The sequence below is a fragment of the Marinobacter sp. genome, from assembly GCF_034669625.1.
Lineage (GTDB): Bacteria > Pseudomonadota > Gammaproteobacteria > Pseudomonadales > Oleiphilaceae > Marinobacter.
Map to the genome: position 1 here is coordinate 12451 of NZ_JAXMOY010000011.1, position 25920 is coordinate 38370.

Annotated in this window: 10 protein-coding genes; 7 read left to right on the plus strand and 3 right to left on the minus strand. The window is 53.3% G+C overall.

Going from position 1 to position 25920, the window contains the following annotated elements; all coding sequences use genetic code 11:
• Nucleotides 1-16 precede the first annotated feature (16 nt).
• From VOI14_RS10765 to VOI14_RS10775, 3 genes are all read left to right on the plus strand, one after another.
• A complete protein-coding gene (locus VOI14_RS10765; protein ID WP_323752054.1) occupies nt 17-18424 on the plus strand; it encodes a DUF5801 repeats-in-toxin domain-containing protein in 18408 nt (6135 codons plus the stop codon).
• Nucleotides 18425-18848: 424 nt separating this feature from the next.
• Complete coding sequence (locus tag VOI14_RS10770) at nt 18849-19400, plus strand: hemerythrin domain-containing protein (protein WP_323752055.1); 552 nt, start codon at nt 18849-18851, stop codon at nt 19398-19400.
• Nucleotides 19401-19491: 91 nt separating this feature from the next.
• Nucleotides 19492-19641, plus strand: coding sequence for a hypothetical protein (locus VOI14_RS10775; protein WP_323752056.1), 150 nt, complete (start codon nt 19492-19494; stop codon nt 19639-19641).
• 37 nt (nt 19642-19678) lie between these two features.
• Here the strand turns inward: VOI14_RS10775 and VOI14_RS10780 are convergent, their stop codons facing one another.
• Nucleotides 19679-20131, minus strand: a complete 453-nt coding sequence (locus VOI14_RS10780; protein ID WP_323752057.1) for a DUF302 domain-containing protein — start codon at nt 20129-20131, stop codon at nt 19679-19681.
• A gap of 333 nt (nt 20132-20464) precedes the next feature.
• On the opposite strand from VOI14_RS10780, the gene VOI14_RS10785 reads away from it, so the two are divergent.
• From VOI14_RS10785 to ehuA, 4 genes are all read left to right on the plus strand, one after another.
• Nucleotides 20465-21355, plus strand: coding sequence for a DMT family transporter (locus VOI14_RS10785; RefSeq protein WP_323752058.1), 891 nt, complete (start codon nt 20465-20467; stop codon nt 21353-21355).
• 231 nt (nt 21356-21586) lie between these two features.
• The gene (gene ehuC, locus VOI14_RS10790; protein WP_323752059.1) at nt 21587-22252 is read left to right on the plus strand and encodes an ectoine/hydroxyectoine ABC transporter permease subunit EhuC; all 666 of its coding nucleotides are present in this window, start codon (nt 21587-21589) and stop codon (nt 22250-22252) included.
• A gap of 3 nt (nt 22253-22255) precedes the next feature.
• Complete coding sequence (gene ehuD, locus VOI14_RS10795; RefSeq protein WP_323752060.1) at nt 22256-22927, plus strand: ectoine/hydroxyectoine ABC transporter permease subunit EhuD; 672 nt, start codon at nt 22256-22258, stop codon at nt 22925-22927.
• Complete coding sequence (gene ehuA / locus VOI14_RS10800; protein WP_323752061.1) at nt 22924-23742, plus strand: ectoine/hydroxyectoine ABC transporter ATP-binding protein EhuA; 819 nt, start codon at nt 22924-22926, stop codon at nt 23740-23742. Before ehuD ends, ehuA begins: the two co-directional genes overlap by 4 nt.
• Nucleotides 23743-23754: 12 nt before the next feature.
• On the opposite strand, the gene VOI14_RS10805 is transcribed toward ehuA, so the two are convergent.
• Together VOI14_RS10805 and VOI14_RS10810 are read right to left on the minus strand one after the other, a co-directional pair.
• Complete coding sequence (locus tag VOI14_RS10805) at nt 23755-24597, minus strand: transporter substrate-binding domain-containing protein (protein WP_323752062.1); 843 nt, start codon at nt 24595-24597, stop codon at nt 23755-23757.
• Nucleotides 24598-24707: 110 nt separating this feature from the next.
• Entirely contained in the window at nt 24708-25715 is a 1008-nt protein-coding gene (locus tag VOI14_RS10810; RefSeq protein WP_323752063.1) for a hypothetical protein, read from the minus strand.
• Nucleotides 25716-25920 lie beyond the last annotated feature (205 nt).

Genomic DNA, 25920 nt, shown 5'->3' on the forward strand with positions numbered 1-25920 from the left:
ATTCTTTGAGGTCCTTATGACTACTCTGGCAATTGTTGTATCCCTGGTCGGACAAGCTTGGGCTGAAAATGCCAACGGCGAACGTCGCGTTCTGGAAGTGGGTGATCAGTTAGCTATTGATGAAACCCTGATCATGGACGAGGGCGCCCGTATTGATCTGGATTTTGGCGATAATCAGCAACTGACCTTCGTGGGCGAACAGCAAGTTACCGCGGAAGAAAGAGGCGGCCTCATTGAGCAAGTGCAAAGCCTCGAAGCTCTTGAGGCTAGCGAGCAACCACCCGAGCCAACGGCCTCCACAGAAGTGAGCCAGCGCGCTTCTTCTGACGGGCACAGCTTTGTACAGCTGGTACGCATTGGCGAAATCATCGAAGCGGACGGCTACACGCCGGTTACCGTTGCGCGAATCCAGGAAGTCTTGCGTCCATTTGGATTGAGTTTGCCGCAACGGGAATTCGTGCAGAGTAGTGAGCGCGATGGCACTCGATACGATGAGCAAAGCTATCCCGAGTCGGGGGCCAAGCTTTCAGAGGTGAGTATATCCATTGATGTCATTGCCGGTGACGACATAGTCGACGCCACTGAATCCGGCCAGATTATTACGTTGACAGGCAAAGTGGGCGGCGGCGTGTCGCCCGGAGATCCTGTCACCGTAACTGTGAATGGTCAGCTGTATAGCACCACAGTCAATGCCGATGGTAAAACCTGGCAAGTGGATGTGCCCGGTAGTGAACTCGCAAACGACAGCATAGTTCAGGCGGCGGTTAACAGTGTTGAGCCAAACGGAACGCCGGTTTCTGCAGATGCCGAACGGCCTTATGGTGTTGATGACTTAACCCCAAGTGCCACGGTTGCACTTGAGCCAGGCTCCGGCCCGAACGGAGAGTACAGCGCCGACGATACGGGTGGCGGCAAAGTCACCGGCACGGTGACGTTTGACCCGAACACCACCGAGCCAGGCGATACCGTCAAAATCACCGATAAAGACGGCAATGTGATTATTGAACGCCCGATCACCCAGGGCGACATCGATAACGGCATTCCTGTGGATGTCCCGGTAAGCGACGGCCAAACCGCCGTTGAACTGAATGTGGACGTCACCGACCCAGCGGGTAACACCAGCAGCACGGGCGACAACAACACGGTAGATAACGGTACGCCTACGCTAGGCGTAGAGCTGGAAGCCGGTTCTGGGCCGAACGGTGCCTACAATGATAGCGATGCCAGCCAAGGCTCTGTGGAAGGGATGATTACGTTTGACCCGGCGAATACACAGCCAGGCGACAAAGTGAGTGCCACAGACAAAAACGGTAACCCCGTTTTTGATACCAATGGCAATCCGGTGACGGATTATGAACTCACCCAATATGACATTGATAACGGCCTCGTCGTTGAAGTGCCCATCACGGGCAGCGATACCGAGTTAGAGCTGAAAGCAGAGGTTACCGATTCGGCTGGCAACAGCACCAATGCCAGCGACAGCAACCCCGTGGATGCAGTCACACCGACTCTGACCATTGAGCTGGAAGGTGCGGGCCCGGATGACACCTACAGTGATGCTGAAATCATCAGCGGCAAAGTCACGGCCAACGTAGCGTTGGACAACGCCACTGTTGAAGTGGGTGACCAATTGGTTATCAAAGACACCGCGGGCACGGTCATCGTTGACCGCCCAGTGACTGCGGCTGACATTGCCAATGGTGTGAGCGTCGAAATCTCTGTAGCGCCCGGGGCTAACCGGGTGTCGGTCGACGCCAGCATTACCGATCCTGCGGGCAACACCAGCAACGCTGCAGACGACAAAGCGGTTGATGCAACCGCCCCGACAGTAAACGTTGGGCTTGAGCCTGGCAGCGGCCCGAACGGCGAATACAACGACAGTGACACCAGCGACGGTAAGGTAGAAGGCACCATCACCTTTGGCCCAGAAACCGAAGTGGGCGATAAGATCACGGTGACCGATAAAGACGGTAACCCAGTCCTGGACAGTAATGGCGACCCAATCACCGATTACGAAATCACCCAAGGTGATATCGATAACGGTATTACCGTTGCGGTGCCCGTACAGCCAGGCGATACCGATGTTGAACTGAACGTTGAAGCCACAGATCCAGCGGGCAACACTAACACCAGCTCCGACCGCAACGATGTAGACAGCGCCACTCCGGGAGCCACGGCAACATTGAATCCTGGCTCCGGCCCGAACGGTGAGTACAACACCGACGATACGGATGACGGCAAAGTCACCGGCACGGTGACGTTTGACCCGAACACCACTGAGCCTGGCGATACCGTCAAAATCACCGATAAAGACGGCAATGTGATTATTGAACGCCCGATCACCCAGGGCGACATCGATAACGGCATTCCTGTGGACGTCCCGGTAAGCGACGGCCAAACCGACGTTGAACTGAACGTGGACGTCACCGACCCGGCGGGTAACACCAGCAGCACGGGCGACAGCAACACGGTGGATAACATCACGCCTACGCTAGGTGTCACACTGGACGGCGCCGGCACAGATGGTGTTTACAACGAATCTGAGATCACTAATGGGAGAGTCCCTGCGACCATAACCCTCGATCCCACGGTTGAGGTCGGTGATGTCATTGAATACACCGATGGCAATGGCGACCCGATTACTGGCATGCCGGCCTATACGGTTACAGGCACAGACATTACCAATGGCAATATCAGTGTTCAGGTGCCGGTCGCGCCCGGCCAGACGGATGTAGAGCTCAATGCCACCATTACTGACCCAGCAGGTAATACCAGCACAGTTTCAGACAATAAAGCCGTTGATAACCTGCCACCGGAGACCGTTACGCCGATTGATGACCAGAGCAGTGACGACGCAGATGTTGTCAGTCTGGATATAAGTGGAAACTTTAATGATCTTGTCTCCGGCAGCGATATTACCTACAGCGCCAGTGGCCTTCCGGACGGGCTCAGCATAGATCCCAATACCGGCATTATCAGCGGAACAATCGACAGATCTGCCAGCCAGTTTGGTGGTAATGGCGAGCATACGGTGACGGTTACAGTCACTGACGAAGCCGGTAATAGCGATGATGTTAACTTCAATTGGGGTGTTAATAACCCAGCCCCTGTGGCCGTTGACGACTCGGCTATAGCGACGGAAGACCAGGCTTTAACCGTCAGCGTCGCTGATGGTGTTCTGGCAAACGACTACGACCCGGATGGGGATGCACCGCTTGTCGTCACCGACTATACGATTAACGGCCAATCCCATAGCGCTGGTGATACCGCGATAGTCCCCGGCGTAGGCCAACTCACCCTGAATGCAGATGGCAGCTATGAGTTTGTGCCCGAAGCAGACTACAACGGTGCTGTTCCGACAATCAGTTACACCGTTGAAGACGCCGATGGTGGAACCGATACCGGCGAGTTGGTTATTACCATGGACCCGGTGCTCGACATTACCCTGAGCGCACCTGCGCAGGTTAATGAAGGCGATAAAATAACCGTTACGGCGTCCGTTGAAACGCCGGTACAGGATAGCCCGTTGTATGTGGTATTGGATAATGGCCAGACCATTACCATCCCTGTTGGCGCAATCAGTGGCTCCATCGATGTAGACAGCCGCCCTGACGACGATTATGTGCAGGGCCAAACCGACCAGACGTTTGAAGTGGTCAGTGCCTCCGGTGGTAGTGAAACCATTAACAGCAGTAGTTTTGGAGCTTCCGCCACGGTAGGCATTGTGGATACGGATTCTACGGTAACTGCCCGGCTATCCGTGGATAACGTCAGCACAGAAGAGGGTGCTGCTGATCTGGTGTATACCGTTACACTGGAAGACGCCAACGGCAATGCGGTTGTGGCTAATAACGACGTTACCGTCGTAACCAATCGGGGCAGTCTCACGATTTCAGCGGGCAATAGCTCGGGCACGCTGGATGTTGCCGTGCAAGGGGATGATGTCTACATCGATGGTAATACCGTCAGTAACGAAATCACCAGCGTTTCAGAAGCGAATGCTGGAGTCTCAAGCTCATTTGAAGATCTCGACTTCGATGGCACGGCTGTACAGACAGAAATCAACGACACCATTGACCCGGTTTACGCCATCATTGAGGTGGATAACGACGCGGTCCTTGAAGGCGGTGCTCTCAGTTATACCGTAACGTTGGTAGATGCCAACGGCGACCCCGCGCCTACCGTCGCAGGCAAAAACGCTACTGTTAATCTGGCCTGGAGCGGCGCAGCCGCCAATGCCGGGGATGTTGATGCGTTGCCAGCAAACGTGACTGTCAGCGGAGGAAGCGCTACTGCCAGTTTCGTAGTCAATATCAGCTCAGACACAGTTGCTGAGCTGAGTGAGCCGCTTACCGTGACTATTGACAGTGTCGTTGATAACGCTGGCACAGATCCGGGATTCGAGAACCTGCAAGTAGGCCCCAATAGCAACAGTGCCACGGCCCAGGTAATAGATGGGCCTACCATAAAAGTGCTGGACGACAACGGTGCTGCAGATGGCCAGCTCACTGTGAACGAACAGGGGCTGGATACCAACGATGGCTCCAACACGGTCAGTGGTGTGCTGCGCATTACAGCTCCCTCTGGCTTGCAAACCATCGAGATTGGCGGGGAAACCTTCACGCTGGCTCAGATTGAAAATCTGGCAGGCAACAATCAAACCATCACGGTTGCTGGCCATGGCGAAATCACGCTGAAAGCTTCTTCGGTCGTGGAAACTGCCAACGGCCAGGATGCCGTTTGGGAAGTTGATTTCGACTACAAACTGACCGACGCACAAACCCATACAGGGCAGGGTGCTGACAACGCACTGAAAGACATTCCCCTAAGCGTTAATGCGGCCGACCCTCAGGATGCTAACAACAGCGTAACAGGCTCTGGCAATCTCGGTGTTCTGGTCACAGACGATATCCCGGATGTGGATCTTACCGGTGCCAAGCTTGATGAAGCTCAAGTGGAAGAAGCGCAGATTGGCTCACCCGGTGGTGCCGAGGCTAGTGTTGATTTTTCCGGCGCCTTCGATATCAACTACGGCGCCGATGGCGATAACGGCGTTGTCTATGAGTTGGTGATCGACAGTAATGTCTCTGGCCTTGTGGATACCGCCAGCGGCGATGCCGTGGTGCTTTTTGATAATAATGGAGTGGTTGAAGGTCGTAACAGCAACGGCGATGTGGTTTTCACCATCACAGTCGACGGCGCAACCGGCGAAGTAACCCTAGTGCAAAATCGTGCGCTGGCCCATCAGGACCCGCTCACCCCGAACGATACGGTCAAAATTACCAACGGTGCCATCAGTCTGAAGGCCACCGCAACAGACGGTGACAATGATACCGACACAGCGAAAGTGAACATTGGCGACCGTTTTGTCTTCCAGGATGACGGCCCAACAGCCGTTGCTGACAGCGCTAACGCCACCGAAGGTGGCAGCGCCAGTGGCAATGTACTGGGTAATGACGATGCTGGTTCAGACGGCTGGGCCAATAATGGCAATGCCGTAGTGGGCGTTATTTTCGGCGGCGGCAGTGCGGTTGAGAACACAAACGTAGGTCAGCCGGTTTCTGGTTTATACGGCACACTCACGTTGAATTCCGATGGCAGTTACGACTACCTGGCCAACCCGGACTCAGTGACGGCCGATGCCCAGGATGTCTTTACTTACACCGTTAAAGACGGCGATGGCGATCTGGTTGAAACCACGCTGACCATCAACATGGCAGACGTGAGTCTGCCCCCGGTAAATTCGGCCGATTCGGTGAACGAAAGCGGTTTGGCAGGCGGCACCACAGCGGGTGATGACAGCCACATTGCATCTGGCCAGGTTACCCTGCCAACCGGCGTGGAAGCCATTCCCCAAACCGGCGTCAGCACTCAGCATGGTGAGTTCAGTATCGATAAGGATGGCAACTACACCTACACCCTGACCGGCAGTACCGATGGTGACGCGGTTACCGACAGCTTTGAATACACCACGCGAGACGCCAATGGTAATACGGTTACGAACACCGTCGCCATCAATATTGCGGATGACCAACCCATCGCTGAAGTCGATACCGGTTCTGTTGACGAAGGTGCAACCTTAACAGTAGGTGCTGGCAGTGGAGTGCTAAGTAACGACCAATCCGGCGCCGATGGCTGGGATGTCGGTGGCGCAGTTGTAGGTGTTGCAGCTGGTGATACGCAAACCAGTGGCACAGTGGGTGTTGGCGGGCGGATAGATGGCCAGCACGGCTACTTGACCTTGAATGCAGACGGTAGCTACGAATACGTATCCACAGCCAATGTCATCACGGCTGATGCTCAGGACGTATTCACCTATACCGTGCGCGATGCCGATGGCGACCTTGCCTATACAACCCTGACTATTGATGTGGCAGACATAAGCCTTCCGCAAACACCGATTACAGAAACCGTTTACGAAAGCGGCCTGGTAGGCGGCTCGACAGAAGGTGATAACAGCCAAATTGCATCTGGCCAGATCACTCTGCCTGCCGGCGCAGAAGCCATCCCACAAAGCAGCGTCAGCACCCAGTACGGTGTATTCAGCATCGACAAAGATGGCAACTATACATATACCCTGACCAGCATCACCGATGGCGACACAGTCATCGACAGTTTCACCTACGAAACGCAGGATGCTAATGGCAACACGGTAACGAACACCGTAACCATTAACATTACAGACGACGTGCCGGTAGCAAGAGACGACACCAACAGCATCACAGAGGAGACCGCTTCTGTTAGCGGAAACGTGATGGGTGGTAACAACGTTTCTGCCAATGATGTAGCCGATGACGCTGGCGCCGATGGGGCCTGCGTTACGGATATAGCCAGCACCAACGAGCCCGGTAATACAGCCTCTAGTTCGATGGGTAATCTGCTGATTGAAGGAGAATTCGGCACCCTGACGATCAATCCTGACGGCACTTACAACTACGTGCTGGATAACACTAGTCTCACGATTCAGGGGCTAACAGACACAGAAAGCCTTATCGAATCGTTCACCTACACCTTGGAAGACGGAGACGGCGATACATCAACGGCCAAGCTGGACATTACCATTAATGGCTCTGATGACGGCGTTCTAGTAACCGTTCCTGTCGATAACACCGCCACCACAGCTGATGGTGATGCTTCTGACCAGGTGGTGTTTGAAAGCGGTTTGGTGAACGGCTCTAGCCCGAATGCCGCAGACACACAAGTTGTGTCGACCTTTACGGTGACAGCACTGGATGGCGTAGACCCAGCCGAAGCGGTCACCGTGAGCTACACCGATGCCAGCGGGAGTGCAGCGGAGTGGATGTTAAGCCAAGCTGAGCTGGAAAACCTCAGCACCGCCAACCAGTCCGTAACCACGGAATACGGTGAACTGTTACTGAAAGGATTTACCCAGGCTGCAGACGGCACTATTACGGTTGACTACGATTACACCCTGAATAACGCGCCGGACGTGAATGCCACGGATACCAGCGATGAGTTTGGCATTGCTGTCAAAGACAGGGATGGCGATACGGATAATCAGAACCTCACCATCAAAATCGAGGATGACGCACCATCAATCGAGAATACGGGGGCAGTGCTGCCAGATGTGCAGGTAAGCGAGTCAGCACTGGGTACAACAGCTTCCAGCGACTTCTCCGGGGCTTTCAGTGAAACCCTTGGTGCTGATGGCGGCACGGTTGCCTACGAACTTGTCGTGAACAATGCCACATCCGGGTTAACAGACACCGCTACTGGCGAGGCCATCAATCTGGTGAATAATGGGGGCGTGATAGAGGGCCGCACAGCAACCGGAAACGACCTTGCCTTTACCGTGGCAGTCGATGCCAGCGGCAGCGTGATCCTCGAACAAAATCGGGCCTTGCAGCACGGTGATACCAGTACGCCATCGGATGTGCTCCATATCGCTAACGGCTCTCTGAGCCTTGAGGCGACGGCTACGGATGGCGACGGTGATACCGACAGTGCAAGCGTTGCCATAGGCGACCGGCTTGTGTTCCAGGATGATGGCCCGGTGGCCAACGACGACACCGCTACAATCGAAGAAAATAGCGCAGCCCCTGTAACCGGCAATGTTGCTGCTAACGATACCTTGGGTGGCGATGACGCTAGTGTTACAGGCGTTACCAGCACTAATGCACCCGGTAATACCGCAACTGATAATAGCGGCGTACTGACCCTTGACGGTCAATACGGCACCTTGACCATCAACCTTGACGGCACATACAGCTACGCACTGGATAGTGCCAATGCAGCTGTAAATGCCCTCAAAGACGGGGAAACCTTACCGGAGAGCTTCAACTATACCCTGACCGACGGCGACGGAGATAAGACCACCGCCAACCTGACTATAACCATCAATGGCAACACCGATGGTGCGCCGGCCATTACGGCTGAAGATGGTAATGGCCCGGATGTTGTCGGTGACATTACGACCCAGGGCGAACTCACCGTTCAGGAAAGTGGTTTAACAGACGGCAGCAGTGCCCACACCGGCACCGGAAACATTAATATTTCGGCCGCCGACGGCCTGGAAAGTATAACGGTAGGTGGTAAAACCATCAGCCTGAGTGAGCTGCAAGCGCTGAATACCGGCACTTCGAGCAGCTACATCATCATTAACACCGATGAAGGCCAACTGACGCTGACGGATTTTAACGCGACATCTAATGTAGGTGGAATTCCAACTGCGGGTGACCTGAACTATAGCTATGAGCTTACCGACGTTCAAAATACCCCGGCAGACCCTAGTGATGCCGATGCGGGACGCAACAGCAAAGACACGATTGCCCTAGAAGTAACCGATGCTGGAGGTGATACCAACCAAAGTGATTTAACCATCAACATTATTGATGACACTCCGCAGGCCAACGCCGATACCGGCACAGTAACAGAAGGGTCCACCTTAACTGTCAGCACCAACGATGGTGTGTTGAGTAATGATGATTCAGGGACAGACGGCTCGGATACAAACGGTGGTGTGGTTGGTGTAGTGGCAGGCAGTGGATCTGGCACAACAGAAGACGCAGCAACCGTTGGCCAAGCTGTTAATGGCACATACGGTGTTCTGACCTTGAACGCCGACGGCAGCTACAGCTACGTTTCGAGCGCCAATGCGGTAACCGCCGATGCCCAAGATGTCTTCACCTACACCGTCAAAGACGGCGATGGCGACCTGGTTGAAACCACACTCACCATTGATGTGAACGACGTGACTGGTACACCGCAAACCACTACGGCGACCGTGGACGAGGCGGGCCTTGCGGCGGGTACAGACGCGGGCAGTGATAGCCACAAAATCACCGGCGGCCAGCTTGCGCTGGATACCGGCTGGGCCGTTAATGGTGCTCAAAATGGAACGAGCACTCATGGCACCTGGAGTGTTGCCGCTGACGGTACATTCAGCTATGAATTAACCAACGCGACAACCGAAGGTGCCGACGATACCGACAGCTTCACTTATGAAGTGGTGGATCAGTACGGCAATACTGTGACGAACACAGTGAATATCAATATTACTGACGATACCCCGCAGGCCGCCGACGATGCGACCAGCATCAGTGAAGACGGTACAGCGTCCGTTACCGGTGATGTTTTGGCGAACGATGAGCTGGGTGCCGACGCTCAGACTAACCCGGTGGCAGGCGTAGGCTTTGGCGGAACCGCAGGTACCGTCGGCAATAGCTTGAGCGGCCAGTTTGGTGACCTGACACTGAATGCTGACGGCACATACACCTATGCCCTGGATAACGACAATGCGTCTGTAAACGCGCTCAAAGACGGAGAAACGCTGACAGAGGATTTCAGCTACATCATTACCGATGCGGATGGTGATACCCGTACCGCGACATTGACGGTGACCATTGATGGAAGCACCGACGGTGCACCTGGCATTGCCGCTGATGATGGTAATGGCACGGATGATCTGAATGACATCACCACCTCTGGCCATGCAACGGTTTATGAGAAAGGCTTTGTTGAGTCAGATGACTCTGAAAAAGGCACAGGTTCAATTGCCATTTCTACGCCGGATGGCCTTGAAAGTATTACCGTAGGCGGCACAGTGATTGATTTGGCCGCGCTGCAAGGATTAAATCCAAGCGATGCCAATACGCATATTACGGTGGTTACTAACGAAGGCACTCTTACGGTAACTGGCTTTACCCCAAGCACCACTGTTGGCGGCATACCGACGGCAGGTAGTCTGGACTATAGTTATGAATTGTCGGCGGCATTAAGTACGGCGGCAGATCCGAACGATCCGGATGCAGGACGCAATGGCCTGGATATTGTTGATTTGGAAGTGACCGATGCGGGTGGAGAAACGAGCAATGGCGAACTGACAATCAATATTATCGATGATCAGCCAACCGCCGATGACGATAGTGCGACGGCACCTGCCAATGATTTTGCGCCAGTAACTGGCGACATTATGACTAATGACCGGGAGGGCGCGGATGGCGCCCGCGTGACTCAGATAACGGATGCGGACAACAACCAGATTGTTGTGCCTGCCACCGGCAACGTAGTGATTAACGGAACCTATGGCAAGCTGACCCTTGAATCCGATGGAAGCTACAGCTACCAGCGTAATTCGGGTAGTGAAGGTGGTGTGAGTGACGAGTTTACATACACCTTAACCGATGGCGATGGTGATACGACATTGGCTTCTTTGACCGTGACAATTGGTGATAGCAGCCCTGTGATTACCAATATCCCGGCCAATGTTGACGTCAACGAATCAGGCTTGCCTGATGGTTCAGGCACTGCACCCAATAATGCCAGCACCCAAGGCCAGATTACCTTTACCTCACCCGATGGCGTAAGTGGTTTAGCACTAGGCGGTTATACCTTGAGCGATGTGGATCAGACCTTCGCAGACGGTTTGACTGCGCGTTACAGCTATGATCCGGTCACAGGCCAAGGCACGATTTATTATGATTACACCCTGCCAGACAAGACCTCGGGCGATAATGCCCAGGTTGATTTCGCGATCGAAATTACCGACCAGGATGGAGATACCTCTACCCCAGGTGATTTGACGATAGATATCATTGATGACGTACCTGTTGTAATGGCAGATGCCGCAGACGTTACCGAAGGCGATACGGTATCTGGAAATGTGTTGGCAAACGATACCGCTGGCGCAGACGGTTGGGATTTGAATGGTGCAGTGGTTGGAGTCGTGGCAGGCGCAGGCTCGGCCGCTGAAAACGCCAACGTGGGTACGGTTATATCCGGCTCGTTCGGTGATCTGACCTTGAACGCCGACGGCAGCTACAGCTACTTTTCGACCGCCAATGCGGTAGCCGCTGATGCCCAGGATGTTTTCACCTACACCGTCAAAGACGGCGACGGCGACCTGACCCAGACCACTCTGACCATCGATATCAATCATGTCACCGGAACACCGGCGAATACCGATGCTAGCGTGGATGAAGACGGACTGCCAGCGGGTACGAATTCAACCAGTGACAGCAACGAAACCAGTGGCAGCCTGAACCTTCAGGCCGGCTGGAGTGTGAAGACGGCTCAGAGCGACTCAACCAGCAAGGGCAGCTGGAGCGTTGATACCGATGGTAAATTCACCTATGAGCTGACCTCGCCCACTGACGACATTGATGGTGCAGATGAGACCGACACCTTCACCTACACCGCTGTAGACCAGTACGGCAATACGGTTGAAAACACAGTGACCATCAACATTGTCGATGATGGGCCGGAGGTGAGCCTTGCCGGGATCAATCCGGGCAGCCTGACTGTGGACGAGACTACTCTGGGAACCAGTACAGAGAACAATGAATTTGTAAGCGGCGTTTTTGATTTTGCCTATGGGGCTGATGACGAAGACACCACGGTCTACAGCTTGAATGTAATAGACGGCACCGCCAGTGGCGTAACCGATACGGTAACCGGCACCGCTATCCATCTGTTTATGGATGGCAATGATGTGGTTGGCCGTGTGGGCAACGACTCTAGCGGTGATGTAGCCTTCAGTATCGAAATCAACGCAAACACTGGTGCGGCGACCCTGACCCAGAACCGTCCGCTGGAGCATTTGGATACGGCCTCTCACAATGATGAGCTGCGCCTGACTGACAGTGCCGTTCAGTTAGTCGCTACCGCAGAGGACGGTGACGGTGATACAGGCAGTGCGTCTGCAGATGTGGGCAACAACTTTATCTTCAAGGATGACGGCCCTTCGATTTCCCTTGCCCCTACGGGCGGCACGGTTGATGAGGCGCACCTGTCTAACGGTAGTGCAGCCACCAAAGATACTGTCCAGATTAAGGTGTCCAATAGTCTGAATGTGGAATTCGGGGCTGACGATGCAGGGGATGTGCAGTTTACTGAAGATGGGGAGGGATCAACTAAATCCAGTCTCGAAGCGCTAGGACTCAAGTCGGGTGGTGAGGATCTGGTCTATGAAGTTAGTAACGATAACCATACTCTGACTGCCTATAAAGGCAGTGCTGTAGCTGGTAATGAAGTATTCACGGTAGAGATTACCTATCCTACAGACAATCCAGGGTATGAGTTTACCCTGAGCGGTGCTATTGACCATATCAACGAGTTTGACGACACCGTTAGCGGATTGAATCTCGAATTTGATGGCATTGAAGTTACCGATGGTGATAACGACAGCATAAACACGGGTTTCACCATAAAGGTGATGGATGATGCGCCGGAGCCAACTGATCTGCAGATTCATACTGTGGATGAAGACTCCGATGACAACATTTTTGTCACCAACGCCGATTCCACGGGAGACAATACTACCATCGCCCCCAGTCACGGTACCGCAACCGTCAATGCTGACGGCACCATCACCTATGTGCCTAGTGCCAACTACTCCGGCACCGACACCTTCACTTACACCACGACGACAGATAACGACGAAAAAACCTATACGGTTGAAGTGACCGTCAATCCGATCTCCGATGCACCTGATCTGGAGGCTGATAAATCCATCAAGACTCGGGAAGACACCCCGGTCGATCTGGTCCTGGAAACCCCAGTAATTGTTGATGATTCTGATCTGAATGGTGCCGATGATGGAGACAACCCTGAACGTCTGGGCGCCATTACCTTGACGCTGGATGACGATGCGCCACCGGGCACGGTGCTGACAAAATCTGGTGGTACGGCGCTGATCGCCGATGCAGAGGGCGGTTACACTGTTGTTATCGTGGAAAACTCCGGTAATACCGTTGCGGATACCGATCTGCATCTGTCCGAGGGTCTGCCTACAGTAGACGTCAACTACCTGACTAAGGATGAATACGAAGCGCTTAAGATCGAGCCGGCAGAGGATCGTCACGAAAACGTGGAGGTGACCGTCAGCGTCACCAGCTATGAAGTGGATAGCGACGGGAAGAAACTGGATGGGGTCGATGGCGCCAACAGTCAGCAGACCATCAGTGTTGATGTGCAGGCGGTAACGGATGTCCCGGAAATATCACTGGTGGCGCCAAGCGACCCGTTATCTATCGGCGCCGATTCTCTGAGCGTCACTCAGCCTTCAGGTGGTACCAACGGCAAGATCACCGTCTCCATGGCGGAAGACAAAACGCTTGATCTGCAATCTGTATTGGAGGAAAACCTTACGGATACAGATGGCTCAGAATCCTACTGGTACAGCATCACCGGTCTGCCGGAAGGTACCATCGTGAGCATCGGAGGTACGGACTACACCGCGGACGCCAGCGGCAATATCAGTATTCCTGAGGGCGATTACCTGAGCAGTGATAATGGAGCCAACCCAAGCCTTAGTATCACGCCGCCGAAGGACTACTCCAGCGATGGAGCGATCACTGCCACCATCACGCTGAACACCCTGGACAAGGATGCCGACAGCACGAGCGCAAATCCGGTCACCGAATCAGTCAGTGTGGACCTGGAACTGACCGTCACCCCGGTAGCCGGGGATGTCACCGCAGGTGATGTAGAAACCGAAGAAGATACGGCGGTTAACTTCCTTGAGCATGTTCTGGTTACCGATACGGGTACGGGTACCGAAGTCATCAACTCGGTATCTTTTGAAATACCGGCAGGTTGGGAAATCACCGCGCCCGTCGCTAGCAGTGGTTGGAGTGTTTTGGGCGACGGCTCTGCCGGCAACCCTTATACAATTACCTTCAACGACGATGGTAGCGGCGGCGCTACTGTGTTGGATGAAACTGCACGCGAAGCAGTGTTGGATGGCTTTACTATCACCCCGCCAGCTCACAGCAGTGCCGATGCCAGCATTGAGCTGAAAATCACCACCACGGATTCCAACGGAACCGGAACCGATGCCAAGGAAACCACGGAGACTGTAGGCATCAAAGTCACCCCTGTCGGGGAGGTGATTAATGGTACCAGTGACGATGCGGATCCGGATGACCTCGGTATGGTGGAAGACCATGCTTACCAATCATCAGGTGAAGAAGATGTTTGGTTTGCTTTGGGGACCGATAGCGATGGGTTTGATCTTGGAAACGGCTGGAGCAATGAAGATTCAGATGGGTCCGAGAAGACCTTCGCTCTGCTGACGCCTGAACTCATTGGGGGTGATGGCAGCCAGGCGGATGCTAACGGATCCCAGTTCAGATATAACGACGGCAGTGGCTTAGTTACTCAAACCTTTGGTGGTGAGGCCATTGAGGTACCTGTTGAGTATCTGGATACGCTGGAGTTTCTGGCGCCGCCGGACTTTGCCGGCATGTTTGAGGTCAAGGTTGAAGCGTTGACTCGTGATACGGATCCGGATCCGGATGATGGCGCAGTCAGCGAGAAGATTAGTGGTGAATCGACCCTGACCAATATTCTGATCAAACCTTCAGCCGATACTCCGACCACCACCGTCACTGCGAGGGTTAACGGTAATGAAGATGAGTCTGTGCCGCTGTCCATCCGACCCACCAGCTCTGATCTGTCTGAGACCTTTAACGTCACTATCAATGCAATTCCTGATGGGGCTGAGATTGTCTACGATGGTCAGATCCTGAATTCGGGGGCTACAGGCCTGCCACCGGGTATGACCATTACGGATAATGGTGACGGGACCTGGAAAGTGGAGATCACAGACTTTGATCCGGACAAGGGTGCCAATATGACATTGACGCCTCCGGAGCACTCCAACAAGCCCTTTACCCTGAGTGTTTCTACGGTTTCCGTAGACAAACTGACAGTGAGCGGTACGGACTATGAGAGTGTGTCCACTCCTCCCTTCGAGCTGTCCATCAATGTCACCCCCAAAGGGGACGCAGACCCGGCGAATGTGACTGTCGAAGCTCCCGTTGATCAAAGCTTTGAGGAAGAAACTGTCGATACGGAAGGTGGCGTGATGCTGGAGGATCTGTTGGTCAGCACACCGTCACTGACTGATAACGACGGATCGGAAACCCTGAGCTTCAAGCTCTCTAATCTGCCGGCTGGCTTCGGTGTTGAGGGCGCCACCTCCCTGGGCAATGGAGAATGGGTCTTTGCGGCCAGCGAGCTGGGTAATGTCAAAATCACCACCCCGGCCAACTTCAGTGGTACCTCTGGCGCCTTCACCCTGGCTGCGGTGACCACCGAAAACGATGGTGATTCGCTTACGGACAACCATAGTGTCCAGATCAGGATCAAGCCGTCGCCGGAAGCGACCATGAACCTCGGCACTGATGCGGTTGAGGATACGCCTGCAAAACTAGACTTCAGTGCACAACAGGAGAACGGGGAAACCGGTGAAACCATCACCGAAGTCTGGATCAAGGCCAGTGATCTGAGTGGACAGAACTTTACCCTGACCTACGGTGAGAATGGCTCAGCGTTGGCAGGTGGACAGAGTGGTGTCACTCTGGAGGGCGACTGGTACAAGCTAAATAGCATCGCCATGGACAACATCTACCTCAAGGGTAATGACAACTGGCACGGCAACGGCAGCTTCACGGTGCAGTACCGGGTTGAAGATCCGGGTGACGATGGCACGGTTAAAGCGGTATCCGAAATGTCCGGGGATCAAACCTACAACGTCAGCGTGGCCGCCATAACCGACCAGCCGGAGCTGACAGTTACAGCCGGTAGTAACATCGACCTGGATAACCCGGGCACAGCCACCATCGACCTGAATATTGCGAATCAGGGAGGCGACTACGATGGCAGTGAACAGCTGACTCGTATCCTGCTGGATAATGTACCTGAAGGTGTAATCGTAGAGGGAGCCGATTTTATCGGTGGCAATCAGTGGTTGTTTATCACCAGTGACGATTTTGGTTCAGCACTGACTCCGTCAATTAATCTTAAAGTGCAGTCGGAAGCGGGTGGTCTTATAGACCACAAAATTTCCATTACCGTAACCACCGAAGATGACGGCAATGGGGCGCTGAAAATGGATACTAAAGAGATTGAGCTGACCACTGCTTTCACTGAGGGTAATGGCAGTCAACAGTCTGCTGAGATAGTGGCTTGGGAGCAAGACGATGATTTTAGCCCCACCGAGGATGCTGCGTTTACACTGAGTGACGCCTTTGATGGCGAAATTGAAAGCGGTGTTACCGAAAACGGCTTCAATATCACTCTGTCCAACCTGCCGGTAGGCACAGTGGTGACCGGCATGACAGCAACCGTTATCGATGGTGAAACGATCTGGACCAAGTCGGGCGCTGGCGGCAATACCGAACTACAAACCCTGTTGAATAACATTACGGTGACCCCGCCAGCCGAGTGGAACCAGCACGATGGCGATTTCGTGTTTAATGCCGAACTGACTACCTATGTGCCGAGCGGCCTACGAAGTGGCTCCAGCGTTGAGGCCCTTTTCGATGAGGTACAGCCGGTCAGCGATGAGCCTGAAATCAGTATCAGCGCACCGGCCGTGGATGAGGGGAATGATTTGACCTTTACCATCAATATGGCCAATACGGCGGATACTCATGGCGGAGCCGCCAAGTGGACTCTGGTAGATGGCAAGCTTTATCTGAAGTTGGATGAATCAGGTATTGAGGGGGCAGGTGTGCTTAAGCACGGCGGAGCGGCCTTGAACACCACTTTAGTCAGTGGTGGCAATGGGCTGCCTGGCGGCGATTACTACGTGATTGATCCGGTCGACCCGAGCAGTCCTGTTGAACTGACCTATACCCCAGCGACAGATTACGTGGATGGTTCAGTGAGTCTCTCAGCCTGGGCGCAAGGTCAGGAGGATGAGTCTGCGGTGGTTGTAACCGGTAGTGCGACCGCAACGGGCCAGGTCAATCCGGTCAATGGCGGCTACGACTTTACTGTGAATGATGTGGATGGTACAGAAAACGCCAGCCAGTTGGCGGAAGACGGCAAGTCCAACGTCATTCAGCTCCCCGTGGCGGATAACGGGCTCTCAGACAGTGACGGTTCCGAAGCCCTTGGCGCGGTATTGCTGAGCAATGTGCCGAACGGTTTCCTAGTCTTTGTGGGGGATAACGCCGCAGATGCAACTGCAGCGTCTCTGTCGAACAATGCCGGTGGTGACGGCACGTCCAACAGCTGGCTGCTGGGGCACGGGGAAATTCCTGCCTATATCGGCATCATGCCACCCCAGTACTGGAGTGGTACGGTCAGTGATTTGACGCTTCAGATTACCTCTGGAGAAGGCGATTTGACCGAAGAGGATGTCACTGAAAAAACCTTTGACCTCACGGTTTCACCTCAGGCGGATGGTGTGACTTTGGCCCCCACACCGAGTTTCGGTGAAGAAGGCGAGAAGATTAATCTTAATCTTAACCATGAACTCAAGGATCCGGTATCCACTGGGGCTGGTGACGCATCTACCGAAACCCTTACGCTGGAGTTCTCCGGCATGGGGGAACATGCGGCCTTCTATCTGGATGGCAGTCTGATCAGCGGTACAAATCAGGTAAACGACGATGGTGGTGGCAACTATACGATCAGCGGTCTGAGTTCCGAAGAGGCAGAAAAACTGTCCTTTATGCAGGCAAAGAATGCTTTGAATGATGTAAAAGTCAGAGCGCAAACTGTAGAAACTGACGGTGGTGATACATCCGCCTGGACCGACTGGAAAGATATAAACACCAAAGGTGTTATAGAGCAATATGCCACTACCGGCACTGACACCCTGCTTTGGACTGGTGACGTTATCGATGGCTTCGGTGGCGAAGATACGATTCAGCTCCGCTTCGGTGAGGAGGTGACCGGTAACGAGCTGTCTGGCAATCTTTCCAATATCGAAAAGATCGATATGACCGGTATGGGCACCAACAGCATCGGCACACTCACGGCTCAGGACGTGCTGGATATGACCGATGGCAATAACAAACTGACGATCAGTGGGGATGATGCCGATTCGGTTAGCCTGGATGCTAGTGGCTGGCAAGTGGGTGCCAATGATGGTACCTACACGATTTACACTGCGGCGGTGAACACCGATACAGTCACTCTAGAAGTGCAGAATACGCTGGTTGACTGAGGGTTAATGCCCTCTTGCCACATTTATGGGGTGAGAGGGCAAGCCACTCCTTTGAAACGCTCAAATCCCGCATTGTTGGCGATGCTTTGTAGCTTTATCAGATCAAAGACAAGGTCTGGGTGAATCGGCTACCCCAAACGATATATGCACCATAGGAACATCCCCCGCATCGAATTCAAGGTGTGAACGCTGATCATCAAGATGGGGTAGGTCATATACAGGGCGTTCCTTTTTCGGCGGATATCCGGCGTAAAATTTCCTAGAATGCAAATCATACATGCGTCACGTGACAACGTTCTTGTGTGAGGGTTCAGAAGAGACCGGAATTACGTTAGTTGCTGGGTCTGGTATTGCAGTGACGAACGATTCAATATGGGGCCTAAGGATAGGCAAAACACAGCCCATTAGCTCAGGAGGTTTTCACATGGCTACGCTTAATAAACTGCGCCGCGATCACGGCAACATGGCTCGGTTGCTGTACGTCCTCTCGCTCAGGCACACAACGCTGGAGGAGGGCGAGCGCCCGGACTTTCGTCAGATACGCGAGATTGTGGATTATATTCTAGATTATATGGATGGTTTCTTGAGGCCTCTGGAGCGTCTGTATAGTGAGAATCTGCTGTCTGGGAAACCGGAAGGTAAGGCGTTGAGCCGTCGAATGACCGAAGACTATCAGGCCTTGAACAAGCGCTTGAAACTGCTTTCCGAGACGCTCGATATGATCCTGATGGATGCTGTGGTGCCTATGGAACGTTTTATCGACGATTTCAAAGGCTATTTGGATGCCCATCAAGCTTACCTGAAGGTAGAACGTGAGAAGCTGTTTCCGTTTCTTCGTTTATACCTCACCGATGCAGAGCAGCAAGAGTTATTGAAAATGTTGCCGGATAGCGCGCAGTCCAATCTATCGAGGCTCCGCGAGGATTATCCTGAGCTTTATGCTGAGTTCAAGGAAGCACCGTCGCCGTTTGCTTGATTTCCTGGTTGTTGGCTCTCAACACGGAGGGGGGAAGCGTTTATTTCGATTGCGGCGTTAGCATATTGCGCGTGATGCCTTCGAGGGGGAGATGCAGAGTGGTGTTACCGGTAACGGTTTCAATATCACCCTGTCCAACCTGCCGGAAGGTACGGTGGTGACCGGCATGACCCCCACCGTTATCAATGGCGCAACACTGAACATTTCAGATCAGATCAAAAATATTACCTTCGTGGACTAGCGTAAGCTTCGCTTGCACTGGTCTGCGATGTGATCGCTTAAGGCGTTACCGCCGCCTTCACTAGCCCGGCCAAAGCTTTGCTCAGTTTCTCGGCTACCGCGCATTCGGGCACCTCATGACGCTCGGCTAAATAGGTGGGATCGTTGTACCCGAGCCATACCTGCGCTGAGGCATCTTCCCACACCAAGGCTTTCAGTGGCAGGTCGATCCCGACAGACTGCGCACACTTCATGAAGGGCGTCCCGCCTTGTGGGTCGCCAAAAATGATCACTTCCGTCGGCCTAAGCGTCATTCCCGCCTTTTCCGCCCCGGCTGCGTGATCGATGCGCGCGAACACATTCAAGCCTTTGCCTTTTACAATGTCTTCGAATCTGTTCATGGTCGTTTGCGCGTCGTAGGGGCTTTCAACCGCTACTAAGCCTTCTGCCGCTTGAACTGGAGAGAGTACAACAGCCAGTGCCAGTGTAAGAGCGTACTTGATTGTTTTCATGGTTAACCTCGTTGTTGACGATCATTTACTTGCTGGTATGCATGGTGGTTGTCTACGGCGTATGGTCTCATGGCAGCTGTGGTCCGAACAAACCAGTGCTCTCTATCATCGATCGAACTTGCGCCCAAATTCAAATATCCCTAACATCCGCCGCATTGGAGGGTTATACCGCCTATCCAACAACGTGAACACGATTACAGGTTAGGAGTCACGTCAAGCGCATAACCTGGTGTATCGCTACCGTATGAGAAGGCCGGCTTTTGCCGGCTTTTTTGCTTTCAGAGGCAGGTCAGTTGCTTACTGGTCTGCCTTTTTGTACTTGGGAGAAGTGAGATGGGCGTGTACATACTGGCAGCTGTTTTCGCAGCCATTTTCATGGGCACCATAGGTGCGATTGCTGTTTATGCGGGCGTTAGCGCAGAAACTGTAACCTTTTATCGCCTGTTCATTGGCGCCGTATTGATGGCCGTCTTCCTTCTGCTCACGGGGCAGAAGGAAAAGCTGTTCACTTGGCCGGGTGTCAAGGTGTTGGTCACCGGCGGATTCCTTGCGGGTTTTGTGGTCTTTTATGTTATGGCCATGGGCTACACCAGTATGGCGAATGCGATCATGTTGCTGTATCTGGCACCCGTCACAGCGTCTGTTGTGGCCCACTTTTTTATGGGGGAGCGGCTCTCGGGGGGCAGCGCAGCCTTGATCGCGGTGGCTCTTTTTGGTTTCGCCATGATGCTGGAGTTCAATTTTAATGTGTCAGGGCGAGGCGAAGAAGTTCTAGGCCTGTTTTACGCTCTGTGCGCAATGGTGTGCTACGCAGCTTTTATTCTGACCAATCGGCTGATCCATGAGCGAGTGCATGTGTTGACTCGAAGTGGCTACCAAATGCTGGCCGGGGCGCTGTGTATGCTGCCCTTGATGCTCCAGCACAATGAGAGCATCGGGGCGAGCCAATGGGGGTGGCTGGTTGCAGCCGGCGTGGTTCCCGGTTTCCTGGCAATTATGCTTGCCGTTGTGGCGCTGAGAACTCTTCCGGCCGCAACTTTCGGCACTCTGGCTTATTTGGAACCTATTACCGTTGTCGGATTGGGGTGGATTCTGTTCGGGCAGAGTTTAAGTGCTTTGCAGTTGGCGGGGAGTGTTCTGATTATTGCTTCGGGGATTGTTCAGGCTGTGGTGTCTGGCCGCCGTTCACGCGTGGAAGCCCTAAAGGTTGAGGCGGTTGCGTAAGCGACCGTTTCGCGGCTTCAAAGGAGGCAGGTAAACCATACAGCTCGAATGAGTGTTACGTCGCCTGAGCACTGAAGTCACTCTTTATGTAATAATTATCATAATTGGCAATGCAGATATTTTCAGTGCTATGGATTTCGGCTTTAGAAAAGAGCAATTTGCTCTCTCTTCAGTCTCTTCGTTGCGTCTATTTGAACCAGCTGGTAAAGAGCCTGAAGGCTAAACATCAAAATGTCTTATATCGAATTTCTTACAACCTATAGCGACCGATTTATCGACGGTACGCTGGTTACCTTGGGTCAGTTTGGTCTGGCTGTTGTGGTGGCGATTGTTGTTGCCCTTGCCTCAGGCCTGATGAAGATGGCTCGGTCGAAAATCTTGCGCAGTATCGCTGTCGTCTACATTGAGCTGTTTCGCGGCACCTCCCTCCTGGTTCAGCTGTATTGGTTTTACTTCGTGATGCCATTGTTTGGCGTCACTATGGATAAATTCACGGTGGGCTTCCTGACCGTGGGGCTGTGTTATGGCGCTTACGGAGCGGAACTGGTGCGCGGCGCCATACAATCGGTACCGAAAGGGCAGTGGGAAGCGGCTTTGGCGCTGAATATGTCCCCGGCACAACGCATGAAACGAATCATCTTGCCGCAGGCGCTGGTGGCGATACTTCCGCCTTGGGGCAACCTCATGATTGAGATCTTGAAGGGCACCGCGTTGGTGGCCTTGATCTCGGTGGCAGATTTGATGTTCGAAACGCGTCAGGTCAACAGTAATACTTATCTGTCCGCCCAAGCCTTTGGCACTGCACTTATCATCTACTACATCTTTGCACGATTTATGGTCACGCCCACGATGCGTTGGCTCGAGCGGGTTATGGCCCGCAAAATCGGACGGGCTTAAACCATGCTTGATTGGAAACTGGATTTTACCTGGGAAATATTGCCGCGCTTGTTCGCCGCGGCCGGTAACACCATGCTGGCGGCGGGCGGGGGCTATGTCGTGGCGGTTGTACTTGGGCTGATCTTTGCGCTGGCACAGCGCACGCCGTCACGAGTGCTCACCTTTGTCGTGCGTGAGTTGGTCGAGTTTGTTCGTTCCACTCCGTTGCTGCTTCAGATCTTCTTTATTTTCTATGTTGGGCCACAGTTTGGGCTGCGCCTGTCGCCTTGGGCTGCGGGTCTGATTGCCATCGGTTTGCATTACGCGGCCTACCTGTCCGAGGTGTACCGAGGCGGTATTGAGAATGTGCCTAAAGGTCAGTGGGAAGCGGCGAAGGCAATCAACATGTCGACGGCTAAAACCTACCGCCGGATTGTTATTCCCCAGGCGCTGCCGCCCGCGCTGGCAGGCATGGGCAATTATCTTGTCGGTATCTTCAAAGACACACCTATGCTGTCGGTGATCGGGGTGGCGGAGCTGATGCACGCGGCCAACTCCATTGGCGCAGAGAACTTCCGTTATCTTGAGCCTTACACCATCGTCGGGCTGATTTTCTTGGCGATATCGCTGCCCACTGCTTGGCTGATTCGCCGGTTCGAGACTGTATTACGCCGCAAAATGGGACTGACTAGATGAAACACGACATGAGCCAATACCCCCTGAAACTTGAGGGCGACAATGTGCCCATGGTGCGGTTTCAGAATGTCACCAAGAAATACGGCAACCTGACTGTTCTTGATGGTCTGAATCTGGATGTCACCGAAGGTGAAATGGTGACCATCATTGGCCCTTCCGGTTCGGGAAAAACCACTGTGTTGCGCATGTTGATGACGCTGGAAACCATCGACAGTGGGGTGATTTACGTTGATGGTGAGCCTTTAACGCACATGGAAAAGAACGGCCGATTGGTGCCCGCAAACGCTGCCCACTTGCGTAAAATTCGTTCCAAGATCGGTATGTGTTTTCAGCACTTCAATCTGTTCCCGCACATGACGGCACTGGGTAACTGCATTGAGGGGCCGATGCAAGTGCTCGGCATGTCCAGAAAGGAAGCTGAAGAGCGCGCTCTGGAGCTTCTTGATATGGTCGGCATGGCTGACAAGCGTGATCAGCATCCGTCCCGGCTTTCCGGTGGTCAGCAGCAGCGTGTCGCGATTGCGCGTGCTTTGGCGATGCGCCCGAAAGTCATGTTGTTCGATGAGGTTACCTCGGCCTTGGACCCGGAGGTCATTAGTGAGGTGACTGGCGTTATTCGCGGACTCGTTGATCAACACAATCTGACTATGTTGATGGTCACGCACCAGATTGGCTTTGCTCGGGATATTTCTGACCGCATCTGTTTCTTCTACAGTGGCCAGATTGAGGAGCAGGGAGCGCCAGAAGTGCTTCTGGATACTCCCCAGAAAGACCGCACTCAGCAGTTCTTGAGTGCGGTGCTTGAGTCAAACTAAGTCAACGCTGGCTTAGTTTGACTGACAGGCGTTTTCGGTGCTCAAGTCGCCTGGCAAGAAGGCCTTGATGTAGTTGTCCGGCGTTACCGTTGCCATCATTTCGTCTGAGCCCAGGTACTCTTTCAGGGCTTTATTGAAGGCAAGGCGGAACTCCTTGTCTTCTGGGCGGAAGCCAATCCCGACAACTTGCTTGTCACGGCCGACAAATTTTTCTGGGTCGGTCATTTCGAAACTGTCGTCCATGTCGGCGGCGTGCTTGGCTTCGAGTACGTTTATCGGAGCTGCGTCAACACGACCTGTGCGCAAGGCTGCGAGGGCTTGAGTCGGTCCTGGCACTTCTGTGATGTTGCTTGCAGGCACGCCGGCATCTTTGGCGTCTTTTAGTGTGTTGTAACCAGAAGGCGCGACCATCGTCAGGTCTTGGTCAATCAAGTCCTGATAGGTTTGAAGGTTTTTAGGGTTGCCTTTAGGCACCAGGAAGGTGTCGCCGAACGCGCCGATCGGATCTGAAAAATCCATGTTTTCACAGCGAGCTTTTACCACGTACATCCCGCCTGTCACCATGTCGACCCGACCCGCTTTCAAACTGGGAATCAGACTGGACCAGTCAGTCAGCACGGGTTCGATGTTGGTGTGGCCCATGCGCTTGAGCACGTCTACGGCGATTCCGTTAACAAAGCCCTGAGGCGAGCCGTCATTGCCAGAATAGGCCCAAGGGGGAGCTGCCGCGAAGCCCAAACGGATGGTTTCACCATCTGCGATTCTCTCTTCTAAGGTGCCCGCTTGAACGGAACTGGCGGCAACCAAGGCGCTCAGAGCTATGGTTTTAATCCACGTTGCTTTAAAAAATTTCATTGTTTGTCTCGTTTGGTTTTGCCAATGGATGAAACCATTATGACATAGTTTCATCTGCTACATTTTAAGGCGCAAATGAAATGCATAAGGTTCGGCGAGGTTCCTTACCGCTAAGGTAGATTCGTGCGCCAATGCTTCACGCGCACTTGCCCTTTAATCGCATCGATAATTTCATTAATCAGCGTGATCAGGGCTTCCTGATCCCCGTCTTCTTCTGAGCTTGCGCTTGGGTCGGGTAAGAGGGCATTCACGATGTCTTCAATAAAAGCGTGATTCGATGAAGACGCCAGATCCTCAAGGATCTGATGGATGACATTCGCGACAATATCGCCCACGGCATTCTCCAGCGTGTCCTGAATGGTTGGTCCGACCACCGGAAGGTACTTCAGCCTGGACAGTTCAAGATTTTGTTTTAATGCATGATCAACCCGTTGCTCAAGATAGGCACGCAATGCACCTCGATTTGGCATGTAACCTTGATTCGCGGCATGCGCGACACGGTCAGACAACCAGTCTGCGAGCATGGCCTTTCGGGGGTACAAAATGTCGTTCTGGATCCGGTCAAACAGCGGTGAACCTTGTTGAATCTCATGCTGCACGCCGGTAAGTACCTTGATGACGATTCGGTCCGAAAGCTCTTCCATAAAGGCGTCGAAATAGAAGGCAAGGAATGTGTAAATCTTGGTGTTCGTGAAGTCGATGATTTTGTATTGGTGGAGCCGGTATGCGATGGAAATAATCCGCAGTACGCGCAGAAACCGGAAGCTACCGATGGGGATACAGCCGACCAGATCGTACCAATGGATAAACGGATAGAAATACCAGCGGTCATAGACCTTTGCTTTAACGGAATAGCCCCATCGAATGACAAACTCACTCAGGAAAATCCACACGAAGATCATGTCGTAGAAGATGAACCGTTCATGGATGGGGTGGTACGCAGACTGCGCCGCAGGCAGGTATTCTTTCAGTAGGTTCTGCACGGCAATGAAATTGTAGATGGAGTCCCAAATTATAAACGAGAGGTTAATGATCAGCAGCCCCAGCATCGCAAAGTCGATGAGGAACCAGATCATCTGGTGGCTGGATTTCAGGTTTTCGCGGTTGATCCTGAGCATTCTCGTTACCTGTGGATAGGGTAGGAGGTAGTCATAAGTCTATGACAGGATAGCCTATTTGGTTTTTGGAGACGACTTTCGTGGTAACTTCGGGTAAGGCCAATACCGCAGAAATTCTCGCTTTATTTAGCGTGTCAGGCATGGCACGTGTGTTGGGGTACCGGTAAACTCTGGGGTTCAGTTTCTAGTTTCATCAAACCATCTG

Excerpts from the sequence above, each read along its gene's own strand:
- ehuC (WP_323752059.1), top strand. The coding sequence starts at position 21,587 with ATGTCTTATATCGAATTTCTTACAACCTATAGCGACCGATTTATCGAC.
- ehuA (WP_323752061.1), top strand. The coding sequence starts at position 22,924 with ATGAAACACGACATGAGCCAATACCCCCTGAAACTTGAGGGCGACAAT.
- VOI14_RS10810 (WP_323752063.1), bottom strand. The coding sequence starts at position 25,715 with ATGCTCAGGATCAACCGCGAAAACCTGAAATCCAGCCACCAGATGATC.
- VOI14_RS10780 (WP_323752057.1), bottom strand. The coding sequence starts at position 20,131 with ATGAAAACAATCAAGTACGCTCTTACACTGGCACTGGCTGTTGTACTC.
- VOI14_RS10805 (WP_323752062.1), bottom strand. The coding sequence starts at position 24,597 with ATGAAATTTTTTAAAGCAACGTGGATTAAAACCATAGCTCTGAGCGCC.
- VOI14_RS10765 (WP_323752054.1), top strand. The coding sequence starts at position 17 with ATGACTACTCTGGCAATTGTTGTATCCCTGGTCGGACAAGCTTGGGCT.
- VOI14_RS10775 (WP_323752056.1), top strand. The coding sequence starts at position 19,492 with ATGCAGAGTGGTGTTACCGGTAACGGTTTCAATATCACCCTGTCCAAC.
- VOI14_RS10770 (WP_323752055.1), top strand. The coding sequence starts at position 18,849 with ATGGCTACGCTTAATAAACTGCGCCGCGATCACGGCAACATGGCTCGG.
- VOI14_RS10785 (WP_323752058.1), top strand. The coding sequence starts at position 20,465 with ATGGGCGTGTACATACTGGCAGCTGTTTTCGCAGCCATTTTCATGGGC.
- ehuD (WP_323752060.1), top strand. The coding sequence starts at position 22,256 with ATGCTTGATTGGAAACTGGATTTTACCTGGGAAATATTGCCGCGCTTG.